Below are 25,117 nucleotides of genomic sequence, written 5' to 3' on the forward strand. Positions count from 1 at the left end.
CCCACAAACAGAACGGCACAGGGACCCACCGTGAGGCCCAGCTGGCTCACATAGAAGCACCAGCGAGCACGCAGACTAGGAGTGCTGCAACAAGCATCGACGGTCCGAAGGCAATATGCACGTTCTTGAACCTGCGTTTGGCCACCGCAACCACCAGACCGTGCACAACCCCGATTACAAGCGTGAGAACCAAGGTCAGAACCACCACGCGCCACCCGTACCAGCCGACAAGAAGCCCGATGGCCACCGCAAGTTTAACGTCGCCGAAGCCCAAGGACGCTGGCGCAAAAACGAACATTGCGAAGAAAACGGCGCTCAGCAGAACTGCCCCGAGACACGCCTGAATCATCCGGTCGCCCGTACTGTCCATGACCGCAGCGACGCAGCTGGCAGCGAACACCACCAGCGCAAGGGGAATGACAACAACATCGGGCAGTCGACGCTCCACAAGATCCACCCAGATCAAAAGCGGAACAGCCAGAGCGAACAGCACCACGGCCAGCCGGTGCCAGCCGTCGCCCGAGCCCACGCACAGCCACATCACAGCTGAAAGCACTGCTGTTGCGACCGCACACAGCACCCAACCGCGGGGTGTTGAGTGCGCTGGATCGGCAAACAGTCGGCGGGTCGAGAGCCAGCGGCTGAAGGCCCCGGGACGAGATTCGGTCATCGACGTGTCCTCCTGCGCTGATGGAAGCCCGCTGCCCTGCGGTCGAGCCTGTACTCGACCCTAGGCCACACAGCTGCAAGAGCCATGCCGCAGAGCACGGACAGCACCGACCAACCGAACATAAAGGCAGCTTGCACATAGATGGAATGTTCAGCCTCGACCGCCCAGCGCGAACTGGCTGCATAAGCCAGCCCAGTGCCGATGAGCACGATCACCACATGAGCCGCCAAGAGATTGACCGCGCACGTGAGACGCGAAGCTGACAGCCTGCGGATCGCAACTGTGAATGCGCCGTCAATGCACGCGTGCAGAACCAGCGAACAGATGAGCACGAGTGCCGATGCCGCACCAGCCCCCAGCAGGGCAGAGACCGTCGGAACAGTCATGAGGCTGAGGGCAAGAGCCGCGAGCAGGCCGACCAGATGAAAGGCTGCGGCGAAAATGACAATAGACGGAAATAGGCGCAATGCCGTCACTTCGCTTCGTCGACAGACCCGTCGTCGGGCTCACAGTTCACAAAGGGCTCGATGCTGTCTTCGGGGCGCTTCAAATCCATCGCCTGTCCCTTCTTGAGGCGCGGATTGAACTTTTCGGCACCGGCCTGCGTCGGCACTCCCGTGGCCAGCACGAGGGTGTCCTGCACCGTCAGCGGACCTCCCCCCGGGTTGTTGTATTCGGTTTCGACGAGCACGGCCTCTGACCGCAACTGGCGCGCAAGCAGGTCCGTGGCGAAGCGTGGGCGGTCCTTGCGTGCTGACTCAGCCGCACGGTATTCGCGGTTCGGAAGCGCACGGAAACGCTGCCCGCCAACGCTGCGCACGCCCGGCATCGCGGCCTCGAACGCGCGAACATTCTTCTCTACAGTCAGATCGAGCGTGTACGAGCGCATCGCGAATCTGCGCCCGTCAATGTCTTCCGCATTCATCTTGCCCACCGAGGGGCTGGTGCCGGTGAGGACTCGCAGGTCCCATCCTTCCCGGGCAGGCCCGTACAGGGTCAGGCTGACCGGAGCGCCGTCTTCCCCGTAGCCGGTGCTGATGACAACGTGGTGATCGATTCCCACCCACTGGGCGAGCCCAGTCAATCGCGCACCTGCGGCGTGCGGGAATTCGACAGCCTGCACAGCGGTATAGCCGCCGTCGCGCCTTTCGCTGACCACAACGTTTCCGTCATCTGATCGAGCCACGTCCGAGGTGTCGCTCGACTGAGTCTGGGAACCGAGACCCACTTTGTCGAGGGCTTGGAATACTGCATGCGTCGGGCCTGACACACCTGGGCCCCACACGCGGTCCGCAGCCTGCAGTTCAGCCTGATTGCGGCCGACAAGCCAACGCAGAGCACCGCGGGCTGTGGAGAACCGGTGCAGCTGCAGGCCGTCGCCGCTGTCTCCGGTGACCGCCGCAGTGCCGTCGGCAAAATACCGCAGACCCTTGCCGCCGGTCTGCTCGTAGTAGACCGGCGTGCTGGTCTGGCCGCTGACGATGGCGTTCGTGTTAACAGCACACGCGTTCGTCATAGCTTCAGATGTACGACACGAGCCGAGCGTTTCACACGCCGCGGCCTGCGCACCGAAGCCAAGCTGCGGGGCAACAGGGATGATTGCTCCGCTCGCAATTCCGATGACTGCCAGAGCCGCAATCACTGCGGGCTGCAGCCTGCCGAACAGCCTCATTCCTGCTCGCCGCGAAGAATGTCTTCGATCGGCAGCGGCCACGTGCCGCTGTTGGCAATGCGCAGAGTCAGGTTCTTACGGTTGAGAACCTCGGCCGGGAACATTGAATACATCGGCGCAGGCTCCGCGAAGAGTCGATCCACTGTGGCCACACCTTCGGTGCACAGGCAATCGGCATCTCCGCCGGTGACCGGCAGGAACTGCTCACCGGTGTCTTCGTCAATCAAAGACACATTGCTGCCGGAAGGCGCACCACCATAGCCGTAGGCGTTGAGACCGAAATGCAGGGATTTGTTCACCATGCTGTTCCCGATGAACAGAGCGGGCGCGGATTTCGGATCGCCCTCTGCCGGCGCGAAGGCGTAGTCAAGGCGCGCATACCGGCCGTCTGCCTCCAGCCCGCGAACGTCGATGCGCAGGTCAGTGCCCGGGTCCCTGTTCGGCTGCTTCAGAAGCGCCGAGGCTTCAGCGCCATCGGCTGTTTCGGCTTCTTTCATCCTGGGGGCGTCGGGAAGCTTCTGCCCGGCATCGATTTTCGCATCTGCCCCTTCACTGGGCTTGTAGTCAAAGGACACCCGGCGGTTCTGCTTGCGGTTCTCCTCAATCGGATCGCCCTCGGCAGTTCTGTTCGGAACCAGCGGCTGCTTTTCGCCCCGTCCTTCTGTCTTCAAGGTGATGTCCGCACCGTCAAGCTGCTTCCCGATGGCCTTTTCGACTGATTCGGCTCGCTCTTCGGACAGCTTCTGATTGTAGTCTTCTTCGCCTTGGTCATCTGTGTGCCCGACAATCGTCACCGTCTGGCCCGCGGCACTTTCGCGCAGCGTCTTCGCTGCTTCGCCGAGGACCTTGTCGCCCTCTGCGGTGATTTTGCTGGAATCGAAGTCAAACAGAACATCTGAAGTCACGGACAGCTGAAGCTGATCACCTTCGTGCGTCTGCCGAGATCCCGTGACGTTCTTGATGGTCTCCTGCAAAGGCAGCACAGCCCGCTGCGCATCCTCGCTGCCGTACTGCTCAGGTGGAGCTTCTTTGAATTCGGCTTTGTCAGGGACCGGATTGTCAAAGGGAGTGCCCGAGCTGATCGGAAGGGCTGTTGTCGGCAACGCGTGTTCGCCCATCATCACGCGAACCTCTTTGGACTCGGGGGCGGGAAAATCAACCCAGAACAGTTCGATTGCGTCTTCCCGCGGCTCGGAGTGGGTTCTGCTCATGGTGCGAGAACACAGGCACGCGTCTTTGCGATCGTAGGATCCCGGTTCAACATCGGCTTCCTGCAGCGGCTCGTAGAGCTTGCCGCCTTCTTCATCCACCAGGCGAATCCAGGGCGACTGAATAAAGGGCTTCCGCCCGGCCGCCAGAATCTCAGAACCTGCGGAAGGTCCGTCGGATGACCGCAGCCACGCTCCGACTAGCCGGACAGTGTCCCCGTCTTTGTCGAGGGACAGAATACGGGCGCGCGACTTCGTCATAACCTCGCCGTCGGCACCGCCGTCCGGGACTGAGAAGTCAACCGAGCCAATGCCCGCAAGCTGCGGATCGCTGAAATAGCCGCTGTCGTCAACTGGCTGCTGTGAAGACTTCGGACCGTCGGCCCTGCGCTCGTCTGCGCCGTCCTCTGAGTCACCCCCGAGTGAGCAGCCTGACAGTACCAGCAGTGATGCCAAACAAACAGAAGCCGCGATCCTCAAACGCATCAGAGACTCTCCTTACCCGCTTCCAGCCCGAACAATAGGCCTTTGCGCAACGGCTCGGACGCCCTCAAAGCTACCATCATTTACTCCACCTGCCGTAGTTGTTCCTGCGCTGCTCACAATCAGCGAGGTCAGATGGACAGCCCTGAACCCCCTAGGACCCCCAGCTCTATTTAAGGCCCATTTGGACTCAAGCGGGACCTGGGCGCCGCAAGTGGACCAGAAGTGCTCACCCAAGCGGGTTTGCCGGGGAAGTCTCACTCTGAGTGAACACCGTCCACTTCCTTCTAACAGCCCGTGAAACCGCGCTTCTGCGCCCGCGGGTCCGGCCCACCGGGTCCAGCCCCCTGGGTCTTGAAGCGCCGAGTACTGCACCTTAGACTCAGGTTCGTGATTTTTCGGTGACTACTGTGTCCCGTATCACCGCTCAACAGCTTTCAGCTAATGTCCTTAACTTCGACATACGTCAGCATTTCAAAAAGAGGGAGATGTTCCGTGACTGATCACCGGGTCCTGCTTCCTGAAAACGTCTGGAGTTTTGACGGGACTATTGAAAGCGCTGCTGCCGCAATCAAGCGCGCAGGCGCAAACCTGCCGCTGTTCATCCTCGACGCCAGTGATCGAAGCGGAGAACTGCTCATCGGCCAGGCGCGTGCAGCCCGCGCCGATTCCGAACTGATCGCAGTTTCCAGCGGCCTGGGTCCCCTGGGCCGCGCGTGCTTGGCAGATTTCGCGCGTCAGCTGGCACCGGCACACGATCCGGGCCTCATAGTGGCCGTGCTCCGGGAAATTGAGCGCGCCGCTCGGAACTTCGTCATCACGGGCAAACCGGGCGGCCTCAAACGCCCCAACCCCAATATTTGGCAGCACCTCGCGGGGATCCTCCCCTCCCGGACCGCCATCGCAGAGCTGAACGGCAGCGTAAAAACCTTCGGCCGCAAGGGAATCCCCTCAAGCGCAGCAGGCGGCTTCGCCCTGCACAACATGGCACTTCATTCGACGGTGCCGCAGGATGAGGCCGGCGCGTGCCGAACACTTCTCGACGAATTCTGTCGAATCGCGGCACCGGCACAGTACGCGGCCCACCCTCAGCTGACAGAAGCCCAATCGGAATGGTGGGGCCCGCACGACGCTGTCGAAATCGTCGCGGTGCCCGCGGACATCTCACCGGTCATCGCCGCGGTGAAGCAGAAAGCGCGCACCTGCCCCTGGTGTCAGCTTTCGACACTCAGCGATGTCTGCAGCTACTGCTCTGCACCGGGAACCGCCGCCCATCCCATCCCGCGCTCCACCCTCAAAGGACAGTTCGCATGAATCCTCGCCAGCGTCGCGGCGTCATCACCCTCGTCATCGCCGCCATCGGCGCAATCGCTGTTTTCCTCGGCGTAGTCGCCTACGTCGGATCCGTCAACGCCGAGGTCGGGCCCCGCGTAACTGTTTACAAAGCGGCCGCCGACATCGACACCTACCAGACGATCAACCCTGAGGAAGACGTCGAAAAGATCGAGATGCCGGAAAAGTACGTGACCTCGCTCATGGTCACCTCGCTTGACCAGCTGGCGGGACAGAAAGCGCGAACCGACATCACAAAGGGCTCGATCCTGCAGACAGACTCACTGACTCCTGTTTCGGCACTCGAAGACGGGGAGCGCGAAGTCACCATCAGCTTTGACGCCGCAGCCGGCATCAACGGCCGCGTCCAGCCCGGCGATGTCGTCGATGTCGTCGCCGCCTTTGCCCGTGAACGCGACGACGAGCCCGGCGGCCAGGACTACCGCAGGGCCGATATCCCCTACAACGTTGCCGGTGTTCTCGTCTCCAACGCCGAAGTCGTAGCGGTGGGCAAAGCTGCACCCGACATCGACGTCCAGGGCAACCAGGGTGCTGGTGAGGCCGCGATCGAAGGTGTTGCCGAGAAAGTTGCTGTGACCTTTGCCGTGCCCGTCAAGGATGCCGCTCGGCTGTCCTACGGAGAAAGCTTCGCGGTGTCCATGCGACTGCTCCGTTCGGGCAACAACGAGACGGGGTCCAAGACCAAATCCCGCGACAAGTCGTTTGAAGACCCGGATCTGCCGCCGGCTCTTGGATCGACGCGCAGCAAGTGACCGGTGCGGAAGCACACAGGAGGAATCACACAATGACCACCGCGCTCATCGTCAGTGCCGATGAACAGCGAGCCTGGCAGATCCGGGAGGCACTCAGCGCCGCCGATGTCGAAATCGGCCAGATCTTTGCGACCTCTCACGCTCTGCTTCATCGTCTGGCCCAACCACGCGAGGGCTCTATTGATCTCCTGGTGATCGACGAGAACTCGACCCCCATGAATCAGTGGGACCTCATTCGCGAACTCGGTGTTCGCCAGCCGACAAGCGCCATTCTGGCTGTCGTAACTGATCCCCAGCCCGAGGACTACACGGCGGCGCTGTCCAACGGCGCTCGCGGTGTGGTGCGGTTCCCGCTGTCCTATGAAGAGATTGCCAGTCTTGTCGAAAGCGCTGTCGGGTGGTCGACGGTTCTGCGCGACGTCGTGTCTACCCATACTGACAGCAGCCTGGATCGCGGGGGCCGGATTCTCGTTACCGCCGGTGCCAAGGGCGGCACTGGGACGACGACTCTGGCACTGCACCTTGCACTGCAGGCGGCCGAGCATCGGCCCAACGACCGAATCGTCTTCGTCGACTTGGACCTGCAGAAGCCCGATGCGTCGATTCTGCTCGACGTTCCCCGCAGCCGACAGCTCATTGACCTCTTGGGGGTCATCGAAGAGCTGACTCCCCGCCATCTTGACGATGTTCTCTTCCGGCACCCAAGCGGTCTGCAGATTCTCTTCGGCCCGGAGCGCGGTGAAGAAGGCGAGCTCGTCACCGAATTCGCGGCTCGTCAGATACTCAGCATGCTCGCGGCTCGAACCGACCTCGTCATCATCGACATCGGGTCCGTCATCGGAGAAGCCGGTGCGACTGCACTCGAAATGGCCGACACCATCCTCAGTGTGTCGACCCTCGACGTGCTCAGCCTGCGCGGTGTTCACCGACAGACAGAGCTCTGGGACAGGCTGAACGTCCAAACGGGCGGGACCGTTCGGATTGTTCTGAACAAGGTGACGAAGAACAGCAGCCTCGGGCCCAGTGCCGCAAAGCGGATTCTGAACTACCCACTGCTCAATGCCGTCGTCCACGACGACACCAGAGGCCTCGAATCAGCTGTCAACCAACGCGATCCCGAACTGACGTCGCCGTCATGGAAACAAGACATCGACGGCATACTTCACGAGCTGGGAATCATCGCCCCGCCGTCCATTCAGGACAAACGCCAGCGCCAGCGCTTCGGCGGCCGTGCGGACAAGAAGAAGGCCAGCCACTCCGACGAAGCTGTTCCAGAACCCGTGCGCAACAGCGGTCAAGCTGCGCAAGCCCAGGCTGACAACAACCAGTTTCCGCCTCGACCGAATCACCCTCCGGAAGTCGGCAGCCAGCCCACCGGCGCTTTCCAGCGTGCGGAAGCCCCGCGGCTGCGTTCACTGCCGAGCACAGACGCGGAGACTTCAGCCCAGCATTCTGCACCAAGAAGAGAAGCAGAAGCCCCGAAGGTGCGTTCACTGCAGGGCAAAGCGACGCTGCATTCAGCATCGGTCAGCAGGGCTTCGGAAGCACCGCTGCTGCGTTCGCTGGCAAGCAGAGACGCAAAAGCACCGACCCTGCACCCAACTGCGAGCAGAGATGCAGAAGCTCCGATTCTGCACTCAGCTCCAAGCAAGCAGGCAGAAACGCCCACTCCGCACACACCGCCGAACCGCGATGCGGAAGCCCCGACCGTCCACACACCACCAAACAGGGACACAGAAGCACCGACCGCGCACACTCCCTCCGACAGCGGCTCACAAGCTGCAGCCCTGCAGGCAATGCTGAACAGCAGCAGTGCTGAACCAGAGCTCAAACGGCCACGGCCGCGCAGCCGCTATCGCAGGGCGGCCAGGTCTGATGCTGAACGCGGAGCGGTCAGCATCGAAGCGCTTGCCATCACGGGTCTTTTCGGCCTGTTCACCGCAATCGCATTCCAGATGGTGCTGGTCGGCCTCACGTTCGTGTTCGCCTCCCACGCAGCCGACGAAGGTGCGCGCGCCGCCGCAGTCGGAGCCAATCCCACCACGGCGGCTGTCAGCGCAACTCCCGACGGCTGGGCTGACGACATGACCGTCAGCACCTCAGGTGGCCGCGTCACCGTCCGCATGGCCACCCCGACCCTCGTGCCCAAATCTGTTGACTTTGCACTGGAAATTCCTGCCAGCGCTGGAATCGTGAAGGAGCCGTCGTGATCGGTCTTCGCGGAATCAAACAGCGGCTGCGCTCTTCGGCCAACGGCGAGCGCGGCGTCGTCAGCATTGAGTTCCTCGGCAGCGCATCCCTGCTGCTGGTGGCCGGGCTCATCGGCATTCAGATCATGCTCGCAATGCATGCACTGTCTCAGGCCAATCACGCAGCCCGCAACGGCGCTCGGGCCGAAGCGATCGCAGTAGGCACCGGAACGCCGGCCGCCTACGCCGCAGTCAGCGAATCCCTTCGGAGCGGAACCCGCGCGACCTGCGGCGGCTATAAGGAAATCAACTGCACAGTGCAGATCGACATGCCGTACCTCGGAATGTCGTGGGTGTCCGATGTGGTTCCCCCGATGACGGTCACCCGGACTGCACACTTCGTACGGACGGAGCCCCTCTGATGTCGCTTCTCAACCGTGTGCGCAACAAACACAGCGGTGAACTCGAATTCGCCAACTCCGGTCAGCTCAGCGCAGAACAGCAGGCCATCCGCTCATACCGGCAGATGCTGCTGGAAGAAGTCGACCTCGACGAACTGAGCAAATACGACGCCACACAGCGTCGTATCCGACTCGAGCGTGTACTCAGCCACCTCATCTCGCAGTCCGGCCCGGTTATGTCGGCCTCCGCCCGGCAGTCACTCATCCGCCGCGTCGTCGACGAAGCGCTTGGCCTGGGCGTTCTGGAACCTCTTCTGGCTGACCCTTCCGTCACCGAAATCATGGTCAACGGACCTAACGACGTCTACGTTGAACGGCGAGGCCGCATTCAGAAGCTCGACATGGGCTTTTCGAACGACGCGCAGCTCATGCAGACCATCGACAGGATCGTCGCAGCCGTCAACCGCCGCGTTGACGAGTCCTCCCCCATGGTCGACGCACGCCTGCCGACCGGTGAGCGAGTCAACGTCATCGTGCCGCCGCTGGCACTTGACGGGCCCACTATGACGATTCGCCGCTTCCCCACCCCGTTCACCCTTGATGATCTCATTCGCAAGGGATCGCTCGACCCGGTCGCCCGCGACTTTCTCACAGCCTGCGTGCGCGCACGCTTCAACATTGTGGTCTCCGGCGGTACGGGTACGGGCAAGACGACAATGCTCAACGCGCTCTCGGGTCTGATCTCCGATGCTGACCGCATCGTCACGATTGAAGACTCGGCGGAGCTTCAGCTCCAGCAGCCCCACGTGGTTCGGCTGGAGTCGCGCCCGGCCAACATCGAAGGAAAGGGTCAGGTCACCATCCGCGACCTGGTCCGCAACAGCCTCCGTATGCGCCCAGACCGCATCATCGTCGGTGAGGTTCGCGGCGGTGAGACCCTCGACATGCTGCAGGCAATGAACACCGGTCACGACGGCTCGCTGGTGACCGTCCACGCCAATAACGCCGCTGATGCGGTATCGCGTTTGGAAACGCTGGCTTCTATGAGCGAACTGTCGATTCCCTACGCGGCTCTGCGCGACCAGATCAACTCCGCTGTCGACCTCATCGTCCAGCTCAACCGCGGTGTTGACGGTTCGCGCCGCATTTCAGAGATCGCCGCGGTGACATCGCAAAGCCGTGAGGAATTCACACTGGCTCCGATCATGGACTTCGTAGCAGACCCCATCACGGAACAGCGGACTGTGACGGGACGCTTTGTCTTCCACCCGCTGCCCGAAGCCATTTCCCACCGCATGTGGCTTGCCGGCGAATCGCTTCCCGTCGAAATCTTGGAGGCTCGCGGAACAGCACGTCCCAGCAGAACGCCGGGGGCACGGCCATGAGCGCAGCAGTTCTTGTGCTCATCGCCGGGGTGGTCATCGTTCTCGGCGCGATCGGCCTCGCTGCCTTTGCGATGGGCACCCTGGACCAACAGGCGATCATCCAACGCGAACGCTCCCTCATCCGCCACGCCGGATTCCGTGCTGCCGTCTTCAATCCACTCGATCGCCTGCTGCTGCGAGCAGCGCCCGTGCGCAAGCTTCAGCAGCTCATGAAAGAAGCCGATGTGCGGCGCATTCGCGTCAGCGAATTCATCCTTGGAATGACGGTCATATCGCTCCTTGTGGCCTACGTGCTTGACAAGATCATGGCCGTGCACTGGGCTCTTCTTCTGGGTGCCGGAGTCTTCGCCTGCTCGATCTACGTGCTGACGATTCTCCATCGCCGGCAATACGAAAAGATCGTCGCGCAGCTGCCCGAGTTCGCTCGAATTCTGGCGTCGACAACCGGCGCCGGGCTATCGATTCACACGGCCCTCCACATTGCCGGCAGCGAACTGCCCGACCCCGCCGGGCGTGAAATCCGCATCCTGTCACGCGAACTCGACATGGGCACACCGCTGGACGTCGCCTTCGAACGGCTGCGTGATCGGGTTCCAGGCCGTGACCTGGGCGTACTCGTATCCACCCTGGTCATTTCCCACCGTTCGGGCGGTTCACTCATCAGCGCTCTGCGCGACCTGTCGTTCACATTGGAGACGCGCAAGGAAACCAGCCGCGAGGTCCGCACAATCGTCGCCGAATCGAGCTACACCGGCTACATGGTCGCCGGCATGGGCATCACGCTGCTCGCGCTGCTCACCATGTTCAACAACCGGGTGCTCCACGACATGACAAGCTCCATTGTCGGACAGATCGTCCTTGTTGCCGTCTGCGGCGCCTATGTTCTTGGAATCGTTCTGATCAACCGCCTGACGAGGGTCAAACTGTGATTGCGCTCGTCTTCGGGCTCTGTGCCCTTCTCGTCTTCCTCGTCGCCTACCGCGGTCTGAGCATGATGCGCTCTGACCCTCTGGACTCACTGTCAGAACAGGATCGCGCCCTTGTTCGCGGGCCGATTCAACAGCAGAAAGCCGACAACGGCCCCATCAGCCGCCTGGCCGTTGCCATCAGCGGCGAATTCGAGAAGATTCTGGGGTCCGGTTACCGAAACTTCATGACCCGCAAGATCGTGGAGTCCGGCAAGGACGACTACGCGAGCTTCTCCCAGTTCATAACGACCAAGACCCGCCTGCTGCTGCTGGGTACGGCACCTGCTCTTCTTGTCGGAGGGTACTTCGGCTACTGGCTGTTGGCGCTGGGAATTCTGCTCGCACTGTTCTTCATCCCGGACATTGCCCTGTGGTCGAAAGCTGCCGAGCGCCAGGAGAAGATTGAAGACGATCTTCCCGACTTTCTCGATGTTCTGGCTGTGACGGTGTCCGCTGGGCTGTCATTCCGCGGAGCGCTCGAACGTGTTATCGAAAGGTCTGAGGGTCCGCTTGCTGAGGAAATGCAGCTGGTTCTTCGCCAAATGGACGTGGGTCAGTCCCGCGCCGAGGCTTTCGCGGATCTGCGTGCGCGCACGTCGTCGAACTCCCTTGATTCTTTTGTCGTCGCTCTCATGCAGTCAGAAGAACTCGGATCACCTCTGACAGAGGCCCTCAATCAGATCGCGCTCGACATGCGCCAGGTGACAGCTCAGCGCGCACGTCAGAAGGCGTCGAAGGCCAATCCGAAGATCTCTGCTGTTGTATCGCTCATTATGGTGCCGGCCACAATGCTGCTCATCGGCGTAGCCATGTTCTACTCGGTTGACTTCGCCGACATCTTCGGAAAGCTGCGACAATGAAGCCTTCGTGGTCACGCTCCGAATGGCAGGCTGGACAGGTTCTCATCCAGGCGGCCAAACTGGTGCTGTTCATGCGCCTGCTGGCCAACCTGCCGATGGTCCTCACCTGGCGTGACGAACCTCCCACACCATTCGCGGTTGTCTTTGCCGCACTGACGACGGCAACCACCCTCACGCTCATCCTCACCTGGTCAGTCGTTGTGCCGTTCATTGTCAAGCACCCCGCAACCGTTCTGCTCGACGTCACCTTGTCTACGGTCCTCGCCGCAGTATCGAACTCTTCGATCGTCTACACCGCCTATCTGGCGTGCGGCGCGTTCCTCGTGGGAATGCTCTTCGAAGCGTCGTACCGCCACCTCATCACGATTCTCATCATCGTGGTGTACGCAACGGTCATCATCCTCAACCCCGACGGCGCACACTCACCTCCGCTGATAGTCTCGGTACCCGTCTGGGCGACCATCATTACGCTGCTGGTCTGCGTCCACATGGGCGCGACACTGCGCACGCTTCAGTGGCGGATCGACGCTGCACTCGAACAGTCAGCGCAGAGCGCCCACGACGCAGCACTGGGAGAAGAGCGTTCGCGCCTGGCGCGCGAACTCCACGATTCTCTGACGAAGACTCTGGTGGGCATCGGTCTGCAGGCAACTGCACTGCGAATGAAGCACCCAGAATGCGCCGAGACCGCCAAAACCATTTCGCACGCGGCCAATGAAGCAGTCAAAGAGTCCCGAAAGATCCTCACCGACCTGCGGGACGGGGCACAGGCCCCGGCACAAGAATCGCTTCAGCAGGCGCTGGAGGAACTCGGCACTCTCTACGACATCACAGTCAACACAGAACTCGAACTTCGCCACCTGCGCTCATCCGACCCCGCGGCCTACGTGGTCCGCAAAATCGTCGAAGAGGCCGTCATCAACGCCGCTAAGCACAGTGGGGCGGATCAGGTCGACGTCGTCATCCGATCGCTGCCCGGAGGCATCACAGCGATCGTCAGCGACCGGGGAACCGGCATGCGCCGCGGAACCTTCGACAGCAGCGTCGGGCACTACGGCCTGACCGGTATGCGCGAGCGCGCAGCGTCCATCGGCGGCCGAGTCGACATCGACTCCAAACCCGGGACCGGAACGACCATCAGCATCAATGCACCGCTGAAAGGACAGGAACATGACACAAAAGCTTCGCATTCTCATAGCTGACGATAATTCTGTTGTGCGGGTGGGCCTTGAGCACATCATCACAGCTCTTGAGGATTTCGAACTCGTCGCCGTTGCCGCCGACGGGGCCGAAGCCATTGAGAAGGGACGCGAAACCCAGCCGGACATCTGCCTGCTCGACGTTCGCATGCCCGGCACCGACGGAATCGCGGCGGCGGCTGAGCTGTCAGAGTTCAGCACCGTCGTCATGCTGTCGCACAGCGAAGAAACCGAAATCATCAAAGCCGCTCTCCAAGCGGGTGCGCGCGGGTACGTGGTCTATACAGAGTTCGACCCTGACAGCTTTGCCCACAGCCTCCGGTCCGTCGCCGCGGGTTCGTTCCTCATTTCCGAAACGGCAGCCGGAGCGTTTTTTCCACCCGGGGGTGCAGAGGCAGCGGCGTTGGCCGCCGGCGACGACAAAGCTGGCGACAAAGCAGCCGCGGAAGCGGCAGCTCGACAGGCTGCCAGGACTCCGGCCGCCGGCGGATCCGCACCGTTCAACCTCTCGCAGAGAGAGCGCGAAGTCATGGAGCTCATTGCCGACGGCCTGACAAACCGCGTTATAGCCGAAACCCTGTTCCTGAGTGAAAAGACCGTCAAAAACCACGTCAACCACATCTTCGCTAAGCTCAGCGTTTCAAGCCGTGCGGAAGCCGTCAGCGTGTGGCTGCGCACAGTGGCGATCCCCAACTGACCAGTGCCGGGCGGAAGAAACAGGCGACCGAGAAAGGAAGCTCCGATGAGCGTTCAATCAGACACGGCTGATGTTCCCGTGGCCGCGCACCGTCTGCAGCCTGGTAGTCAGCGTGCCGGTGGAGAATCCGGCCAGGTTTCGATTTCCGTTCTCCTCACGTCCCTGGCGGTCATCGGCGCGGCACTGGCCTTTATGGTCTTCGCAGAGGCGGTCGATGTGCGTTCAAGCACGCAGAAGAGTGCTGACGCTGCCGCTACGGCGGCGGCAGAAGATGCTCGTGAAAAGTGGATCGAGGCGTGGCTGCGCGCACAGAACAGCCCGAAGGGCAGCGACAGGCCCAGCCACGGCGGCGGCATCCTCCCTGAGACCGGAGGGACCGACAAAAAGGAGTCCTCCCTCAAATTCACCTACAAGCCGCCGGAGCCCTTCTGGGCTGCGGCCGCAGCTAGCGCATATCCAACCGCCATCAGCTATGCGCGGAAGAACGACGGGGGCACCGTGACGTCGTACATGCCCGGTGGCGGCAATCGCATCAGCGTCGACGTCTACCGGGCAAAGCAGAGCGAAAGCCCGCAGGGCAAGAAGTTCGTACCGACGGTCGGCGGAAAGTCATCTGCGACAGCCCAGGTCGTAGCCCCCAGGGGCCTGGCGTGTGCACCTTTGCCGAATGGCACAGTACAAGCCTGGACTCTGCAGTGTGTCAGCGCCAAGGGCACAGCAACGGCACAGTATGCTGAGGGTGTTCTTGTGACCTGGGACAAACGCGCGTTCAAAAAGATGTACACCATCCGCCTGGACCGCTGACTGCTCCTGCCGCACATGGGCCCAAAGGAAAACCGAAGCCAGTGGGCACAACTAACGGTCCCAGGGCCCTGGGAATATTCACAGAAATCCGAGATAGTAGAAAACGTACACACAGTGGAAACCCGGAAGGTAACCCAATGACTACTCTTCTCAAGATGAGCAACAGCATCCAGGACCGCGTCGAAGCACTCCAGGCCCGCGCAGGGGAAAAGGGCGCCGTCTCCATTGAATACCTGGCAATCGCACTTGTCGTCGTTGTCGTTCTCACCATCGCCATCGCTGCGGCAAACGGCGCCAGCGGTACGCTGGGCGACAAGTTCAAGGAAGCTGTCGAGAACATCTTCTCGGCCGGGTGATCTGACCCACTTGGCTCTTCGGGGCTCGGAAGCGCACGCTTCCGAGCCCCATTTGCTTTTCCACATGCTTTTCCTCCCGCTCTCTTCCAACTCACAGCTGGAACTTCTACAATGGGGTCATGACTCTCACACCAGAGCTCGAAGCAAAGTTCAACGAACAGATCACCCTCGAATTCGAAGCCAACATGGTCTACCGCCAGCTGGCAATTGAAGCTGACAAGCAGGACCTTTCGGGTTTCGCCACCTGGCTGCGAGCGCAGGCTGACGAAGAAATCGAGCACGCCAATAAGTTCATCAACCACCTGCTGGCCCGCGGTGGTGCGCCTGTGATCGGCTCCCTGTCAGCACCGAACGTGGCTGCTGACCCGTCGGCGCTGACCATCTTCAAGGCTGCGCTCGACCACGAAAAGAAGGTTTCAGAAGCTATCCGTGAGCTCTACCGCGCGGCTGAAGCAGCAGGCGACATCGACGCTCGCCCGATTCTCAACTGGTTCGTCGACGAACAGCTGGAAGAAGAAGACACCGTCGGTGAAATCGTCGGCCAGCTCGAACTGATCGACGGCGACGGCTCCGGTCTGCTTCGCTTGGACGGCGAACTGGGCTCACGCACCAGCACGGGCACCGAAGACGACGACTGAACCGAGTCCCTCCTGAGGTTCGGCCCTCAAACCAGACTGAAATGTCACAGGCCGACCGCTGCACCGGCAGCGGTCGGCCTGTGACATTTTCACCCCCTGATGGACGCGCGGCGTGGTTGTGTTGGGTCAAGACACACAACACACCGAACCAAAGGAGACCATGTGCAACCCTGGATCACTCAGCTGACCCCGCTGTCGTTCCTCGAACGCTCTGCCGAAGTGTTCCCGGACAGTCCGGCCATTGACTACAAGGACACAGTCTGGACTTTTGCCGAGCTCAAAGAAGCCGCGGAGGCGCGCGCACGCATGTTCCTTGACCTGGGAATCCAGCCGGGTGACCGCGTGGCCTACATGCTTCCGAACGTGCCGGAGATGCTGGCCGCCCACTATGCCGTGCCGCTCATCGACGGTGTGCTCGTAGCCATCAACACCCGCCTGGCGCAGGAAGAAGTCCGCTACATCCTCGACCACTCCGGGGCAAAGGCACTCATCATCGACGCCGAGTTCCTGCCGACCATCGCAGACATCGCAGATGAACTGGCGAGTGTCACCACCATCGGCGTTGTGACAGACCCGCACGCTGACAGCCCGGGAAGCGGTCCGGCAGACAACCCGGCCGGCACCTCGGCCCCACAGGTCGGCACACCGTTCGAAGACCTGCTGGCTGCCAGCAATTCCAACACAGCGACAGCCGACACCGCCTTGGACTGGAGTGTCGATGACGAGAACCGGCACATCTGCCTCAACTACACCTCCGGCACCACGGGCAAGCCGAAGGGTGTTCTCTATACGCACCGCGGCAGCTACCTCAACGCGCTTAACCAGATCACCCACTTGGGACTGAACCACGGCAGCCGCTACCTGTGGACGCTGCCGATGTTCCACTGCAACGGCTGGACGAACCCGTGGGCTCTGGTTGCCGCCGGCAGCCTCCAGGTGGGTCTGCGGGCTGTGCGCAGCGACGAGGTGTGGCGACTGATCGAACACCACCGTCTCACCCACCTGTGCGCAGCACCCACTGTCATCCGCACCATCACCCACGCCCCCGAAGAGCACCAGCTGGCCCACCCGCTGACGATCACCTCGGCGGCGGCACCGCTGAGCCCCACCACGCTGTCGGAAGTCGAGGAACTCGGATTCACCGTTCTGCACGTGTACGGACTGACTGAAACCTACGGGCCGTACACGGTGTGCGAACCGCAGACCGAATGGGCGCAGCTGCCCACCCCGCACCGCGCCCGATTCCAGGCTCGGCAGGGTGTCGCCCAGGTGCTCTCCGATCCCATTCGCGTGGTTGAACCGTCACCGGGCGCGGATGGTCACCTGATCGATGTTCCGCGCGACGGAGTGACGGTCGGTGAGATCGTCATGCGCGGCAACACCGTCATGGCCGGCTACTACCGCGACGAAGCAGCAACAGCGAAGGCCTTTGCCGGCGGGTGGTTCCACTCCGGTGACCTCGCCGTGTGGCACGAGGACGGCTATGTCGAAATCCGCGACCGCGCCAAGGACGTCGTCATTTCCGGCGGAGAGAACATTTCGACGATCGAAGTCGAACACGCCGTGGGCTCTCACCCCGCGGTGAGCGAGGTCGCAGTCATCGGCATTCCCGACAAGGACTGGGGTGAGCGCCCCGCCGCGTTCGTCGTTCTGCGCCCCGGGACTAAGGCGCAGCCGCAGGAGATCATCGAGCACGTGCGCACACACATTGCCCGATACAAAGTGCCGAAAGTCATCGAAATCGTCGACGAACTGCCCAAAACCTCCACCGGCAAAATCCAGAAGTTCCAGCTGCGCGACGCCGCCTGGCAGGGGCATACCAGCAGCGTCCAGGGCTGAACAGCTGACATCACCCCCGGGGTGCCTGTCCCCGAAAGACCAGCGGCACCTCGGAAGGGGGTCATCTGAACAGCTGTGCCCGGGTGGGGAGCCCTCTTTCCCACCCTGGCACTGTGCTGCTGTCGGCTGACGAGGCGCCTCTCACTACCTCGGGGCCTGCGACACCCGGTGGTGTGCGGGAGCTGCGGCACCCGTCTGGCTGCGCTTCAGCCTTCGTATTCTTTGAGTTTGTAGCGCTGTGTTTTGCCCGAAGGGGTTTTCGGCAGTTCGTCCACAAAGTGGAAGCGGCGCGGATAGGCGTGGGCGGAGTAGCCTTCGCGGACTGCCTGCTGGAGTTCTTTTGCCAGTTCGTCGCTGCCGGTCCAGCCTGGGCGCAGAACGATGAACGCTTCGGCGATCTCGCCGCGCACGCCTTCGGGGTCGGGTCGGCCGACAACAGCGACATCCGCAACGGAGTCGTGTTCGACGAGCACTGATTCGACATCGAACGGGCTGATGCGGTAACCGGCCATGAGGATGAGGTCGTCATCGCGGCTGGCGAAGAACACATCGCCGTCTTCGTCAATGCGACCGAGGTCGCCGGTCAGGTACCAGCGGCCATCATCGGAGTAGCGCACCGCGGTGCGTTCTGGTTCGTTGTGGTAGCCCATGAACCAGAAGTTCGGGCTGTTGTGGGTGTCGATAGCGATGACGCCTTCGACAACATCGGCTGAAATGCCGGGCATGGGTCGGCCCATGGAGCCCTTTTTGACCGGCTGGCGGTAGCCGTCGGCCCAGTGGCTGCAGATGACCATGCCCAGTTCGGTCTGGCCGTACTGGTCGCGGACTTCGCAGCCCAGAGCGTCTGGCGACCACGCGAGGATGTCGGCAGTCAGCGGCTCACCGGCTGACGATGCCCTGCGGAGATTGGCCTTCTGATCGGTATCTGCTTTGGCCAGGGTGCGGTAGAGCGTCGGGGCGCCGGCGAAGTTCGTCACGCCCAGTTCGGTGAGGACGCGCAGGGTGTCCTCGGGGCCTGCTTTGCCGGTGTAGAGGATGTTGGGCACCCCGATGGCGAGAGGCCCGACAACGCCGTAGTACAGGCCGTACGCCCAGCCGGGGTCCGCGGCGTTCCAGAAGACGTCGTCATCGCGGACGTCGAGGCTGATCTTCATGTACGTCTTAAAGGCCGCGAGCGCTCGCACGGGGACCGGCACGCCCTTGGGCGCACCCGTAGTGCCCGAAGTGTACAGCTGCAGGAACGGGTGGTCCGGAGCCGCAAGGTAGTTTTCCGTGAAGGGTTCAGCGGTTTCGAGCGCGCGCTGGTATTCATCGCCTGCCATGAACACCGGCAGGCCCAGCGGTTCGACTTTGAACAGCTGTGAGTCTTCCGTGACGACGAGCTTGGCATCGGATGCCTTCATCCGCATTTCCACCGCCGGGGTTGCAAAGGCGGTGAACAGCGGAATGTAGACCGCGCCCAGGCGGACGAGGGCCACGAGGGTCACCACGAGCTCTTCGCGCTTGGTCAGCAGAACACCCACGCGGTCGCCCTCACCGATGCCCATGGACTTGAAGTGGCCGGCGAGCTTACGGCTGCGCTCCCCCAGCTGCCCATACGTCAGCTTCTCAATGTTGAGGTCATGGTCAACGAAGGTGAAAGCGACGGCATCCTTCGGGTGGCTGTCGCACAGCTTCGCGGCGACATCGACTTCACCGGCCTGCACTTCTGCCAACCACGCGTCGACCGTTTTCTGATCAATTGTCACGGTGACTCCAATCTCTGTGTGTGAGTCAGATCATCGTATCGAGCAGGAACGGCAGACCATGCCGCGGTCTGATCTGTAAGACGCCGCCGCAGCAGGATACGTTCATGCTGGCAGCAGGAAGGCTCAGTGGAAATCAATCAACCGGGGATACCCGGATAAGAGTGCCATCGGGATCGGCGACGACAAATGTTCGGCCAAATACGTCGTCATATGGTTCCTCCACAACCTGGGCTCCTTTTGCGACCCAGTTCATAAACATTTCGTCTATTGCGGCAGGCGTTCCCGGCACCATAAGTCCGACCTCAGACGTTCGAGGTGTGCTCGGATTCGCCAGCTCGCTTCGCCCAGACCACAGCGCAAACAAGACCCCGGGAGCAACTTCAAAAGCAACATAACGGGGACTGGTGAATGTCGGTTCTATCTCAAACAGTCTGCTGTAGAAGGCCGTGGCATCTACAGTGTCGCGAACGTAGATCAGGAACAGGTTGGGTGCGGGCATAGAACACAGTCCTCACATTGTCGGTTTTTGCCTACTGCTTCATTTGACCAACTAATCACGACACAACCTGTCATCTATTCTGCGAAAATCGGTCGGTATGAAAGCTTCCAGGTTGTTGCACCTTCTCCTGCTGCTGCAGACACGTCACCGCGTCACCACTGCCGAACTCGCGGATCGTTTGGAGGTATCAAGGCGGACCGTACTGCGAGACGTCGAAGCGCTGTCGGCAGCAGGCGTACCTGTGTACGCTGAGCGCGGGAGGAACGGCGGGATCGTATTGCTTTCCAATGCACGACTCAACGCATCTCATCTTGAGCCCCGTGAACTGGAGGCCCTCTCGGTCGCAGGTTTGGACAACGAACATCTAGAGAGTCTGAGGTTGTCGGCAGTGCATGCTTCAGCCGCACTCAAGATTGCTGCCCGTCAAAGCGCAGCACCCGGGCTTTCGAGCCATCCCCTCCTGTCGGAACTGGTCCTCGTGGACAGCAGCGCTTGGCTTGCTGATTCGAGCCCGAAGTTGAACGTGGCTGATCTGATATCAGCGCTGCGACTCAAGCACCGAATGCGCATCGAATACCGTCGCAGCTCCGAAGAACAGGCGTCGTCGCTGGTGGTCGACCCGTACGGGATCGTTGCCAAGTCGGGCCGCTGGTACCTCATCGCCGATGAGCAGGGAACCGCTCGATTATTTTCTCTGGAACGGCTCTCGGCATTCGAGGCTCTTGATACGCCGGTGGTTCTCCGCCCAGATGAAACCCTCCGCAGCGTGTGGGCAACACTGAAAGAACGCACTGAGTCGCCAGGTCGGCTAAGCGTAATCGCCAATCTCAGAAAAAGCCGACTGGACCTGGCGCGACGCGTCCTCGGCTCCCGAATCCGGGAAGTCTCATGCGCAGAAAGCGAATGGTGCACAGTTGTCATCCGCTACCCCGACATCGAGTCTGTGCGTCAGCTCCTGCAGTTCGGCAATCACATCGAAGTACTCGCTCCTGCGGCAGCCCGGGAACGCATCTGTCAGCTCGCCCACGATTTGGTCGAACGGCACTCAACTCCCACCCGGTGACTGGCACGCACCCGCCCCCCCCCCACCGTTTACCGTCCCCGCACGTCGACGCGGCGACCAGCCCTCGCCTGGATGGCCCCAGAACCTCCCTCATCCGGTGTTCATGTTCCGGTGTTTGAATGAACTCATGAGCAAACTCTTTGAACACGAAACCGAAGAAACCATGACACGTGAGCAAGTCGCGGAGCGCCTGCGTGAACTTGCCGACGCGCTCGCCCGCCAGAACAAAGTCCGCGTCACCGACGGCGAACACGATGTCACCGTAGACGTGCCCGACACCGTCACCTACGAATACGAAATCGAAGTCAAAGAGGGAGGCAAATCAGAAATCGAAATCTCCATCACCTGGAAGTGAGAACCTTTCAGGAGCCCCACCTCGTCAGTCCCGCTTCGCCAGGTTCACCCTCTATTTGACTGAGATGATCCCGGGGAACCACGTGGCGATCTCCGGTATGAAGATCATGATGACCATGAGCGCCACTTCGATGATGAGGTACGGCACCGCGCCTCGGATGATGTCCCGAATGTCCAGCTGCGGCATGACGGACTTCATGGCGTAGAGGTTCAGCCCCACCGGCGGGGTGATGACCGCGGTTTCCAGCACCACCACCAGGATGATGCCCAGCCACAGCGGATCGTAGCCCAGAGCTGTGAAGATCGGCAGCAGAATCGGCGTGGTCACCAGCAGAAGCGAAGCCGCATCGATCAGGCATCCAAGCGCCATGACAACCAGCAGCAAAAGCACCGCAACAACCCATGACGGGATAGTGAGCGCGCCCGCCCACGCCGTGACGTGTTCGGCAAAGCGGACCAGCACGAGCATCTGTGAGAACACAAAAGCCGCGCCTACGATGATGAGCAGGCCAGCAGAGATCTGCGTGGTCTCACCAAGGATTTTCTTGATGTTCGCCCACGACAGCTGGCGTTCGAAAACGCCCACAACCACAATCGCGCCGATGACACCGACCGCAGCAGCTTCCGTAGCCGTGGCAATGCCGGTGTAGATAGAGCCCAACACCAGCACAATCAGCACAAGCGAGGGCAGAACTTTCTTCGTTGCCTCAAGCTTCTCCCCCAGCTGAACCTTGGCTTCTGTGCGCGGGGCGATGTCCGGGCGGATCAGGGCTGTGATCATGACGTACAGCGCCATGAGGGCAGCCAGGAGAATACCGGGCACAAGACCGCCGGCAAACAGTTCGCCGATGCTCACACCGGAAATCGACGAATAGAGGATGAACATGAGGCTGGGCGGAATGAGCATCGCCAGCGCACCGGAGGCAACAACCGAACCCGTCGCAAAAGACGGCCGGTAGCCGCGATCAAGCATCTCCGGCACCGCCATGCGGCCGACAACGGCAACTGATGACAGGGACACCCCCGACATCGCGCCGAAAACCGTCGACGAACCCACCGAAGCCACACCCAGACCACCCGGCAGTCTGCCCAGCCACGCATTGGCAAAGCGGAAGAACGCCCGACCCAAACCGCCGACAGCCAGAATCTCGCCCATGAGGATGTACATGGGAGCCGCAACCAGCGAATAGCTTTCCAGCTGGGACACAAAGGCGATCGGCACCTGCTCCAGACCGCGCGGGCCCTCCAGCAGAACCAGGCCGATGATTCCCGAGGCTGCCAGGGCAACGAAGATCGGGGCGCGCAGTGCAATGAGCACTGCCAAGACCAGCAGCGCAAAGCCGACGATGACAGCGTTCACCGGTCCTCCACCTCGCGCATCTGCAGGACGTACTGGAGAGGAATCGTGACGGCCGACGTGAGGAAGCCGAACGCCACGAGGAAATAGTGGATCCACACCGGGATGTTGAAATTCCCGGCGGTGTGAATCTGCGCGCCGAAGAACGCAGCGAACGTGTTCAGCGACACCAGGCCCGCGGTCAGGCACACGGCGAAAACGGCAGCGGCGACGATCCCGTCGGCTATCCGCTGCAGGCGCGGACTGAACTGCCGGTAGAAAAGATCCATTGCAATGTGCTCACCGCGCAGCGAAACATCCGGAATCGCCAACATGATGATCGCAATGAGCCCCACGGAGCTGATGGTGATCGACCAGTCCAAAGGCAGAGCGAAAACATAGCGCATGACGACGTCGTAGCCGGTGATGAGCACCAGCACCACGACGATGACACCGGACAGCATGCGCAGCGCGTGGGCGATCTGCGACAGTGCTTTCACGGGTTCCTCGCCTGCTTCAGCGCTCGCGTGGCGAGTTCGTCATCGCCGACCTTGTTCTCCCACCATTCCTCAACCCATTTGGTCGCGTTGCGGAACTGGCGGGTCTGGCTCTTATCAAGCTCGATCAGCTCAATGCCGGAGTTCTCAAACACAGGCATGTATTCGTCATCCTGAACGTCCTTGGCAAGCTTCGTGCCGTCGACTGAGAACACCCGGCCGGAATCGTGCACCGCCTCGCGCACCTCCCGCGGTATGCGGTTGAACCAGTCGAGGTTGACGTAGGTGTCATAGGTGTAGGCACCGAAATGGCCGATCGTGGCATAGCGCAGAACTTCCTGCAGCGAGCGCGACACCACAGTGCCGGGATAGGACACCATCCCGTCCACTGTGCCGCGCTCCAGCGCCTCGTAGACTTCGGCTGACGACAGCGCAACCGGTGCTGCGCCGAGAGCTTTGAGCATTGCGCCCTCAACGTGACCGGATACCCGGATGCGCAGACCCCGCACATCTTCCGGCCTCGTCACCGGACGGTTGACGGTGTAGATCCACTCGGTGGGACACATGATGGTGCCCACGCTCATGATGCCCTTCTTCGCAAACTCCACGTTGAACGTCTTGCGCAGATCCGAACCTGGGCTCATGGCCTCGCGCAGGGTGGGATAGTCCGCACCGCTGAAAGGCAGCTCAATCGCCCCGAGAATGGGGAAGCTCGTCGATACGTAGCTTGATGTCTGCATGGCAACATCCGCCACGGCACGCAGCAGACCCGTGACCGTCTGCTCGGAGTTCAGCAGCGTGCCGGCACCGTACACATCGACGGTTCCTTCGCCTAAGCGCGCGTCGACGTTCTTCGCGAACTGCGCAATGGAGGGCTCCAGGTCCGTGTAGCTGGGTGTGAGGTAGTGCGACACTCGCACGGTGCCGTCGGCCCGCAGACCACCGGTGTTCATCATCGGGCCACAGCCGCTGAGGCCGCTCATGCCCAAAGCCGCGAGCGCACCGGCGCCGAGGACAGCCCTTCGGCTGACAGCTGGTCTTTCCACCGGCACCTTCCATTCACTTCGCGCCTGGCTGTGCCCAATTGCAGGCGCACAGTCAGCAGACCCGATATTCGCGCATTAACTATACGGTTCCCGTCCTGTGAATGCGCCTGCGCCTGCAATCGAGCGCAACAATTCGCTACAGTGACACCACCCACAGACTTTCAGGAGTGATTATGAGCGAAGTGCTGACCGCCGTCGACGCCGGGGTGCTGACCATCACCATCAACCGCGAAGACAAAAAGAACGCGCTGACCAACGACATGTACACCGCCCTTGCTGACGCCCTTGAGGCCGCGCGGGATGACAACGATGTCCGAGCTGTTGTCATTCAGGGCAGCCAGCGTGTGTTCAGTGCGGGCAACGACCTCGGCGATTTTCAGAGCACGCCCGCCGACGCGGGCCTTTCACGGCCGGTATTCCGGTTCCTCCACTCACTCGCAGTGTTCCCCAAGCCGCTGGTCGCCGCCGTGTGCGGTCCGGCGGTCGGCATCGGCACCACCATGCTCCTGCACTGCGATTTGGTGTATGTCGGCACCAACGCAAAGCTCAGCCTGCCGTTTGTCAACCTGGGGCTGTGCCCTGAGGCTGCTTCTTCTCTGCTGCTGCCGAAGATCGCCGGGCACGCGCGCGCTGCCGAACTGCTCATGCTGGGCGAGCCCTTCTCTCCACAGCTGGCTTACGAGGCGGGGTTGGTCAACGCGGTCCTCGAACCCGAGGAGGTCCTCGCCAAAGCACAGCAGACTGCGGTCAAGCTTGCTGCCAAACCGCAGAAGTCCCTGCGTGTGACGAAGGAGCTGCTGCGGCCGGAAGCACTGCGCAAGCAGATCCTTGAGCGCATTGACGACGAAGCTCAGACTTTCAGCGCCATGCTCCACGAACCGGCTGCGCGCGAGGCTTTTGCCGCATTCATGGAAAAGCGCCGCTCGGACTTCAGCGGTATGTGAACTGACACCTAAGCGGCTGCGGCCTTCGGCTGCCGTAGCCGCTGCAGCTTCCCGCTGCACCCAGCCGCCTCGGCCAACCGCTGCACCCAGCCGTCCCGCCCAGCCGCGGTAATGCAGATTCACGCTTTAATGCGCCGCATCAGCGCGTGGATCCGC

At 61.6% G+C, this 25,117-nt stretch carries 25 protein-coding genes and 1 pseudogene; 17 read left to right on the top strand and 9 right to left on the bottom strand.

Features of this window, described 5'->3' with window-relative positions; genetic code table 11:
• Nucleotides 1-46: 46 nt before the first annotated feature.
• The 4 genes from HMPREF2757_RS07770 to HMPREF2757_RS07785 form a co-directional block, all read right to left on the bottom strand.
• Nucleotides 47-670, bottom strand: coding sequence for a prepilin peptidase (locus HMPREF2757_RS07770; RefSeq protein WP_070574926.1), 624 nt, complete (start codon nucleotides 668-670; stop codon nucleotides 47-49).
• Complete coding sequence (locus HMPREF2757_RS07775; protein WP_141750222.1) at nucleotides 667-1,056, bottom strand: hypothetical protein; 390 nt, start codon at nucleotides 1,054-1,056, stop codon at nucleotides 667-669. The genes HMPREF2757_RS07770 and HMPREF2757_RS07775 overlap by 4 nt, the downstream gene beginning before the upstream one ends.
• A gap of 86 nt (nucleotides 1,057-1,142) precedes the next feature.
• Nucleotides 1,143-2,342, bottom strand: a complete 1,200-nt coding sequence (locus HMPREF2757_RS07780; RefSeq protein ID WP_070574932.1) for a hypothetical protein — start codon at nucleotides 2,340-2,342, stop codon at nucleotides 1,143-1,145.
• Nucleotides 2,339-4,036 carry an OmpA family protein gene (locus HMPREF2757_RS07785; RefSeq protein WP_083304179.1) on the bottom strand — a complete coding sequence of 566 codons (1,698 nt, stop codon included), beginning with the start codon at nucleotides 4,034-4,036 and terminating at the stop codon, nucleotides 2,339-2,341. The genes HMPREF2757_RS07780 and HMPREF2757_RS07785 overlap by 4 nt, the downstream gene beginning before the upstream one ends.
• Nucleotides 4,037-4,528: 492 nt before the next feature.
• On the opposite strand from HMPREF2757_RS07785, the gene HMPREF2757_RS07790 reads away from it, so the two are divergent.
• The 13 genes from HMPREF2757_RS07790 to HMPREF2757_RS07850 all read left to right on the top strand — a co-directional run bounded on the left by HMPREF2757_RS07790 (nucleotide 4,529) and on the right by HMPREF2757_RS07850 (nucleotide 17,474).
• A complete protein-coding gene (locus HMPREF2757_RS07790; RefSeq protein ID WP_070574940.1) occupies nucleotides 4,529-5,347 on the top strand; it encodes a hypothetical protein in 819 nt (272 codons plus the stop codon).
• A complete protein-coding gene (cpaB, locus tag HMPREF2757_RS07795; RefSeq protein WP_070574943.1) occupies nucleotides 5,344-6,138 on the top strand; it encodes a Flp pilus assembly protein CpaB in 795 nt (264 codons plus the stop codon). The genes HMPREF2757_RS07790 and cpaB overlap by 4 nt, the downstream gene beginning before the upstream one ends.
• A gap of 32 nt (nucleotides 6,139-6,170) precedes the next feature.
• Nucleotides 6,171-8,348, top strand: coding sequence for a CpaE/TadZ family protein (locus tag HMPREF2757_RS07800; RefSeq protein WP_070574946.1), 2,178 nt, complete (start codon nucleotides 6,171-6,173; stop codon nucleotides 8,346-8,348).
• Complete coding sequence (locus tag HMPREF2757_RS07805) at nucleotides 8,345-8,749, top strand: TadE/TadG family type IV pilus assembly protein (protein ID WP_070574949.1); 405 nt, start codon at nucleotides 8,345-8,347, stop codon at nucleotides 8,747-8,749. The genes HMPREF2757_RS07800 and HMPREF2757_RS07805 overlap by 4 nt, the downstream gene beginning before the upstream one ends.
• Complete coding sequence (locus tag HMPREF2757_RS07810) at nucleotides 8,749-10,113, top strand: TadA family conjugal transfer-associated ATPase (RefSeq protein ID WP_070574952.1); 1,365 nt, start codon at nucleotides 8,749-8,751, stop codon at nucleotides 10,111-10,113. The genes HMPREF2757_RS07805 and HMPREF2757_RS07810 overlap by 1 nt, the downstream gene beginning before the upstream one ends.
• The gene (locus HMPREF2757_RS07815) at nucleotides 10,110-11,042 is read left to right on the top strand and encodes a type II secretion system F family protein (protein WP_070574955.1); all 933 of its coding nucleotides are present in this window, start codon (nucleotides 10,110-10,112) and stop codon (nucleotides 11,040-11,042) included. Before HMPREF2757_RS07810 ends, HMPREF2757_RS07815 begins: the two co-directional genes overlap by 4 nt.
• Entirely contained in the window at nucleotides 11,039-11,941 is a 903-nt protein-coding gene (locus tag HMPREF2757_RS07820) for a type II secretion system F family protein (RefSeq protein ID WP_070574958.1), read from the top strand. The genes HMPREF2757_RS07815 and HMPREF2757_RS07820 overlap by 4 nt, the downstream gene beginning before the upstream one ends.
• A complete protein-coding gene (locus tag HMPREF2757_RS07825; RefSeq protein ID WP_070574960.1) occupies nucleotides 11,938-13,143 on the top strand; it encodes a sensor histidine kinase in 1,206 nt (401 codons plus the stop codon). Before HMPREF2757_RS07820 ends, HMPREF2757_RS07825 begins: the two co-directional genes overlap by 4 nt.
• Nucleotides 13,112-13,837: a LuxR C-terminal-related transcriptional regulator gene (locus HMPREF2757_RS07830; RefSeq protein WP_070574963.1), complete on the top strand. Its 726-nt coding sequence runs from the start codon at nucleotides 13,112-13,114 to the stop codon at nucleotides 13,835-13,837. Before HMPREF2757_RS07825 ends, HMPREF2757_RS07830 begins: the two co-directional genes overlap by 32 nt.
• A 45-nt stretch (nucleotides 13,838-13,882) precedes the next feature.
• Nucleotides 13,883-14,641, top strand: a complete 759-nt coding sequence (locus HMPREF2757_RS07835) for a hypothetical protein (RefSeq protein WP_070574967.1) — start codon at nucleotides 13,883-13,885, stop codon at nucleotides 14,639-14,641.
• A gap of 137 nt (nucleotides 14,642-14,778) precedes the next feature.
• Nucleotides 14,779-14,997, top strand: coding sequence for a hypothetical protein (locus tag HMPREF2757_RS07840; protein ID WP_070574970.1), 219 nt, complete (start codon nucleotides 14,779-14,781; stop codon nucleotides 14,995-14,997).
• Nucleotides 14,998-15,116: 119 nt separating this feature from the next.
• Complete coding sequence (locus HMPREF2757_RS07845) at nucleotides 15,117-15,635, top strand: ferritin (protein ID WP_070574973.1); 519 nt, start codon at nucleotides 15,117-15,119, stop codon at nucleotides 15,633-15,635.
• A gap of 162 nt (nucleotides 15,636-15,797) precedes the next feature.
• Nucleotides 15,798-17,474, top strand: coding sequence for a long-chain-fatty-acid--CoA ligase (locus HMPREF2757_RS07850; protein WP_070574976.1), 1,677 nt, complete (start codon nucleotides 15,798-15,800; stop codon nucleotides 17,472-17,474).
• A gap of 206 nt (nucleotides 17,475-17,680) precedes the next feature.
• Here the strand turns inward: HMPREF2757_RS07850 and HMPREF2757_RS07855 are convergent, their stop codons facing one another.
• Nucleotides 17,681-19,222 (bottom strand): AMP-binding protein, encoded by a 1,542-nt coding sequence (locus tag HMPREF2757_RS07855; protein ID WP_256278291.1) that lies wholly within the window; start codon nucleotides 19,220-19,222, stop codon nucleotides 17,681-17,683.
• Between the two features lie 133 nt (nucleotides 19,223-19,355).
• Nucleotides 19,356-19,721, bottom strand: a complete 366-nt coding sequence (locus HMPREF2757_RS07860; RefSeq protein ID WP_070574982.1) for a VOC family protein — start codon at nucleotides 19,719-19,721, stop codon at nucleotides 19,356-19,358.
• 97 nt (nucleotides 19,722-19,818) lie between these two features.
• On the opposite strand from HMPREF2757_RS07860, the pseudogene HMPREF2757_RS12145 reads away from it, so the two are divergent.
• The 3 genes and pseudogenes from HMPREF2757_RS12145 to HMPREF2757_RS07870 form a co-directional block, all read left to right on the top strand.
• Nucleotides 19,819-19,980: pseudogene (locus HMPREF2757_RS12145) on the top strand (helix-turn-helix domain-containing protein); the annotation flags it as partial.
• A gap of 264 nt (nucleotides 19,981-20,244) precedes the next feature.
• Nucleotides 20,245-20,784, top strand: a complete 540-nt coding sequence (locus HMPREF2757_RS12150; protein WP_256278296.1) for a WYL domain-containing protein — start codon at nucleotides 20,245-20,247, stop codon at nucleotides 20,782-20,784.
• A gap of 127 nt (nucleotides 20,785-20,911) precedes the next feature.
• Nucleotides 20,912-21,139, top strand: a complete 228-nt coding sequence (locus HMPREF2757_RS07870; RefSeq protein WP_070574984.1) for an amphi-Trp domain-containing protein — start codon at nucleotides 20,912-20,914, stop codon at nucleotides 21,137-21,139.
• A 51-nt stretch (nucleotides 21,140-21,190) separates the two neighbouring features.
• On the opposite strand, the gene HMPREF2757_RS07875 is transcribed toward HMPREF2757_RS07870, so the two are convergent.
• The 3 genes from HMPREF2757_RS07875 to HMPREF2757_RS07885 are packed head-to-tail and all read right to left on the bottom strand — an operon-like array spanning nucleotide 21,191 to nucleotide 24,017.
• Nucleotides 21,191-22,498 (bottom strand): TRAP transporter large permease, encoded by a 1,308-nt coding sequence (locus HMPREF2757_RS07875; protein ID WP_070574987.1) that lies wholly within the window; start codon nucleotides 22,496-22,498, stop codon nucleotides 21,191-21,193.
• Nucleotides 22,495-22,974 carry a TRAP transporter small permease gene (locus HMPREF2757_RS07880; RefSeq protein ID WP_141750223.1) on the bottom strand — a complete coding sequence of 160 codons (480 nt, stop codon included), beginning with the start codon at nucleotides 22,972-22,974 and terminating at the stop codon, nucleotides 22,495-22,497. Before HMPREF2757_RS07880 ends, HMPREF2757_RS07875 begins: the two co-directional genes overlap by 4 nt.
• Nucleotides 22,971-24,017 (bottom strand): TRAP transporter substrate-binding protein, encoded by a 1,047-nt coding sequence (locus HMPREF2757_RS07885; protein WP_070574990.1) that lies wholly within the window; start codon nucleotides 24,015-24,017, stop codon nucleotides 22,971-22,973. The genes HMPREF2757_RS07880 and HMPREF2757_RS07885 overlap by 4 nt, the downstream gene beginning before the upstream one ends.
• A gap of 173 nt (nucleotides 24,018-24,190) precedes the next feature.
• Here HMPREF2757_RS07885 and HMPREF2757_RS07890 point away from each other — a divergent pair, with 173 nt between their 5' ends.
• Nucleotides 24,191-24,961 (top strand): enoyl-CoA hydratase, encoded by a 771-nt coding sequence (locus HMPREF2757_RS07890; RefSeq protein ID WP_070574993.1) that lies wholly within the window; start codon nucleotides 24,191-24,193, stop codon nucleotides 24,959-24,961.
• The last annotated feature ends 156 nt before the right edge of the window (nucleotides 24,962-25,117 follow it).

This window comes from Brevibacterium sp. HMSC063G07 (assembly GCF_001810665.1).
In the GTDB taxonomy this organism is placed as follows: domain Bacteria; phylum Actinomycetota; class Actinomycetes; order Actinomycetales; family Brevibacteriaceae; genus Brevibacterium.

Excerpts from the sequence above, each read along its gene's own strand:
- HMPREF2757_RS07770 (WP_070574926.1), bottom strand. The coding sequence starts at position 670 with ATGACCGAATCTCGTCCCGGGGCCTTCAGCCGCTGGCTCTCGACCCGC.
- HMPREF2757_RS07775 (WP_141750222.1), bottom strand. The coding sequence starts at position 1,056 with ATGACTGTTCCGACGGTCTCTGCCCTGCTGGGGGCTGGTGCGGCATCG.
- HMPREF2757_RS07780 (WP_070574932.1), bottom strand. The coding sequence starts at position 2,342 with ATGAGGCTGTTCGGCAGGCTGCAGCCCGCAGTGATTGCGGCTCTGGCA.
- HMPREF2757_RS07785 (WP_083304179.1), bottom strand. The coding sequence starts at position 4,036 with ATGCGTTTGAGGATCGCGGCTTCTGTTTGTTTGGCATCACTGCTGGTA.
- cpaB (WP_070574943.1), top strand. The coding sequence starts at position 5,344 with ATGAATCCTCGCCAGCGTCGCGGCGTCATCACCCTCGTCATCGCCGCC.
- HMPREF2757_RS07800 (WP_070574946.1), top strand. The coding sequence starts at position 6,171 with ATGACCACCGCGCTCATCGTCAGTGCCGATGAACAGCGAGCCTGGCAG.
- HMPREF2757_RS07810 (WP_070574952.1), top strand. The coding sequence starts at position 8,749 with ATGTCGCTTCTCAACCGTGTGCGCAACAAACACAGCGGTGAACTCGAA.
- HMPREF2757_RS07815 (WP_070574955.1), top strand. The coding sequence starts at position 10,110 with ATGAGCGCAGCAGTTCTTGTGCTCATCGCCGGGGTGGTCATCGTTCTC.
- HMPREF2757_RS07825 (WP_070574960.1), top strand. The coding sequence starts at position 11,938 with ATGAAGCCTTCGTGGTCACGCTCCGAATGGCAGGCTGGACAGGTTCTC.
- HMPREF2757_RS07830 (WP_070574963.1), top strand. The coding sequence starts at position 13,112 with ATGACACAAAAGCTTCGCATTCTCATAGCTGACGATAATTCTGTTGTG.
- HMPREF2757_RS07835 (WP_070574967.1), top strand. The coding sequence starts at position 13,883 with ATGAGCGTTCAATCAGACACGGCTGATGTTCCCGTGGCCGCGCACCGT.
- HMPREF2757_RS07840 (WP_070574970.1), top strand. The coding sequence starts at position 14,779 with ATGACTACTCTTCTCAAGATGAGCAACAGCATCCAGGACCGCGTCGAA.
- HMPREF2757_RS07845 (WP_070574973.1), top strand. The coding sequence starts at position 15,117 with ATGACTCTCACACCAGAGCTCGAAGCAAAGTTCAACGAACAGATCACC.
- HMPREF2757_RS07860 (WP_070574982.1), bottom strand. The coding sequence starts at position 19,721 with ATGCCCGCACCCAACCTGTTCCTGATCTACGTTCGCGACACTGTAGAT.
- HMPREF2757_RS07870 (WP_070574984.1), top strand. The coding sequence starts at position 20,912 with ATGAGCAAACTCTTTGAACACGAAACCGAAGAAACCATGACACGTGAG.
- HMPREF2757_RS07890 (WP_070574993.1), top strand. The coding sequence starts at position 24,191 with ATGAGCGAAGTGCTGACCGCCGTCGACGCCGGGGTGCTGACCATCACC.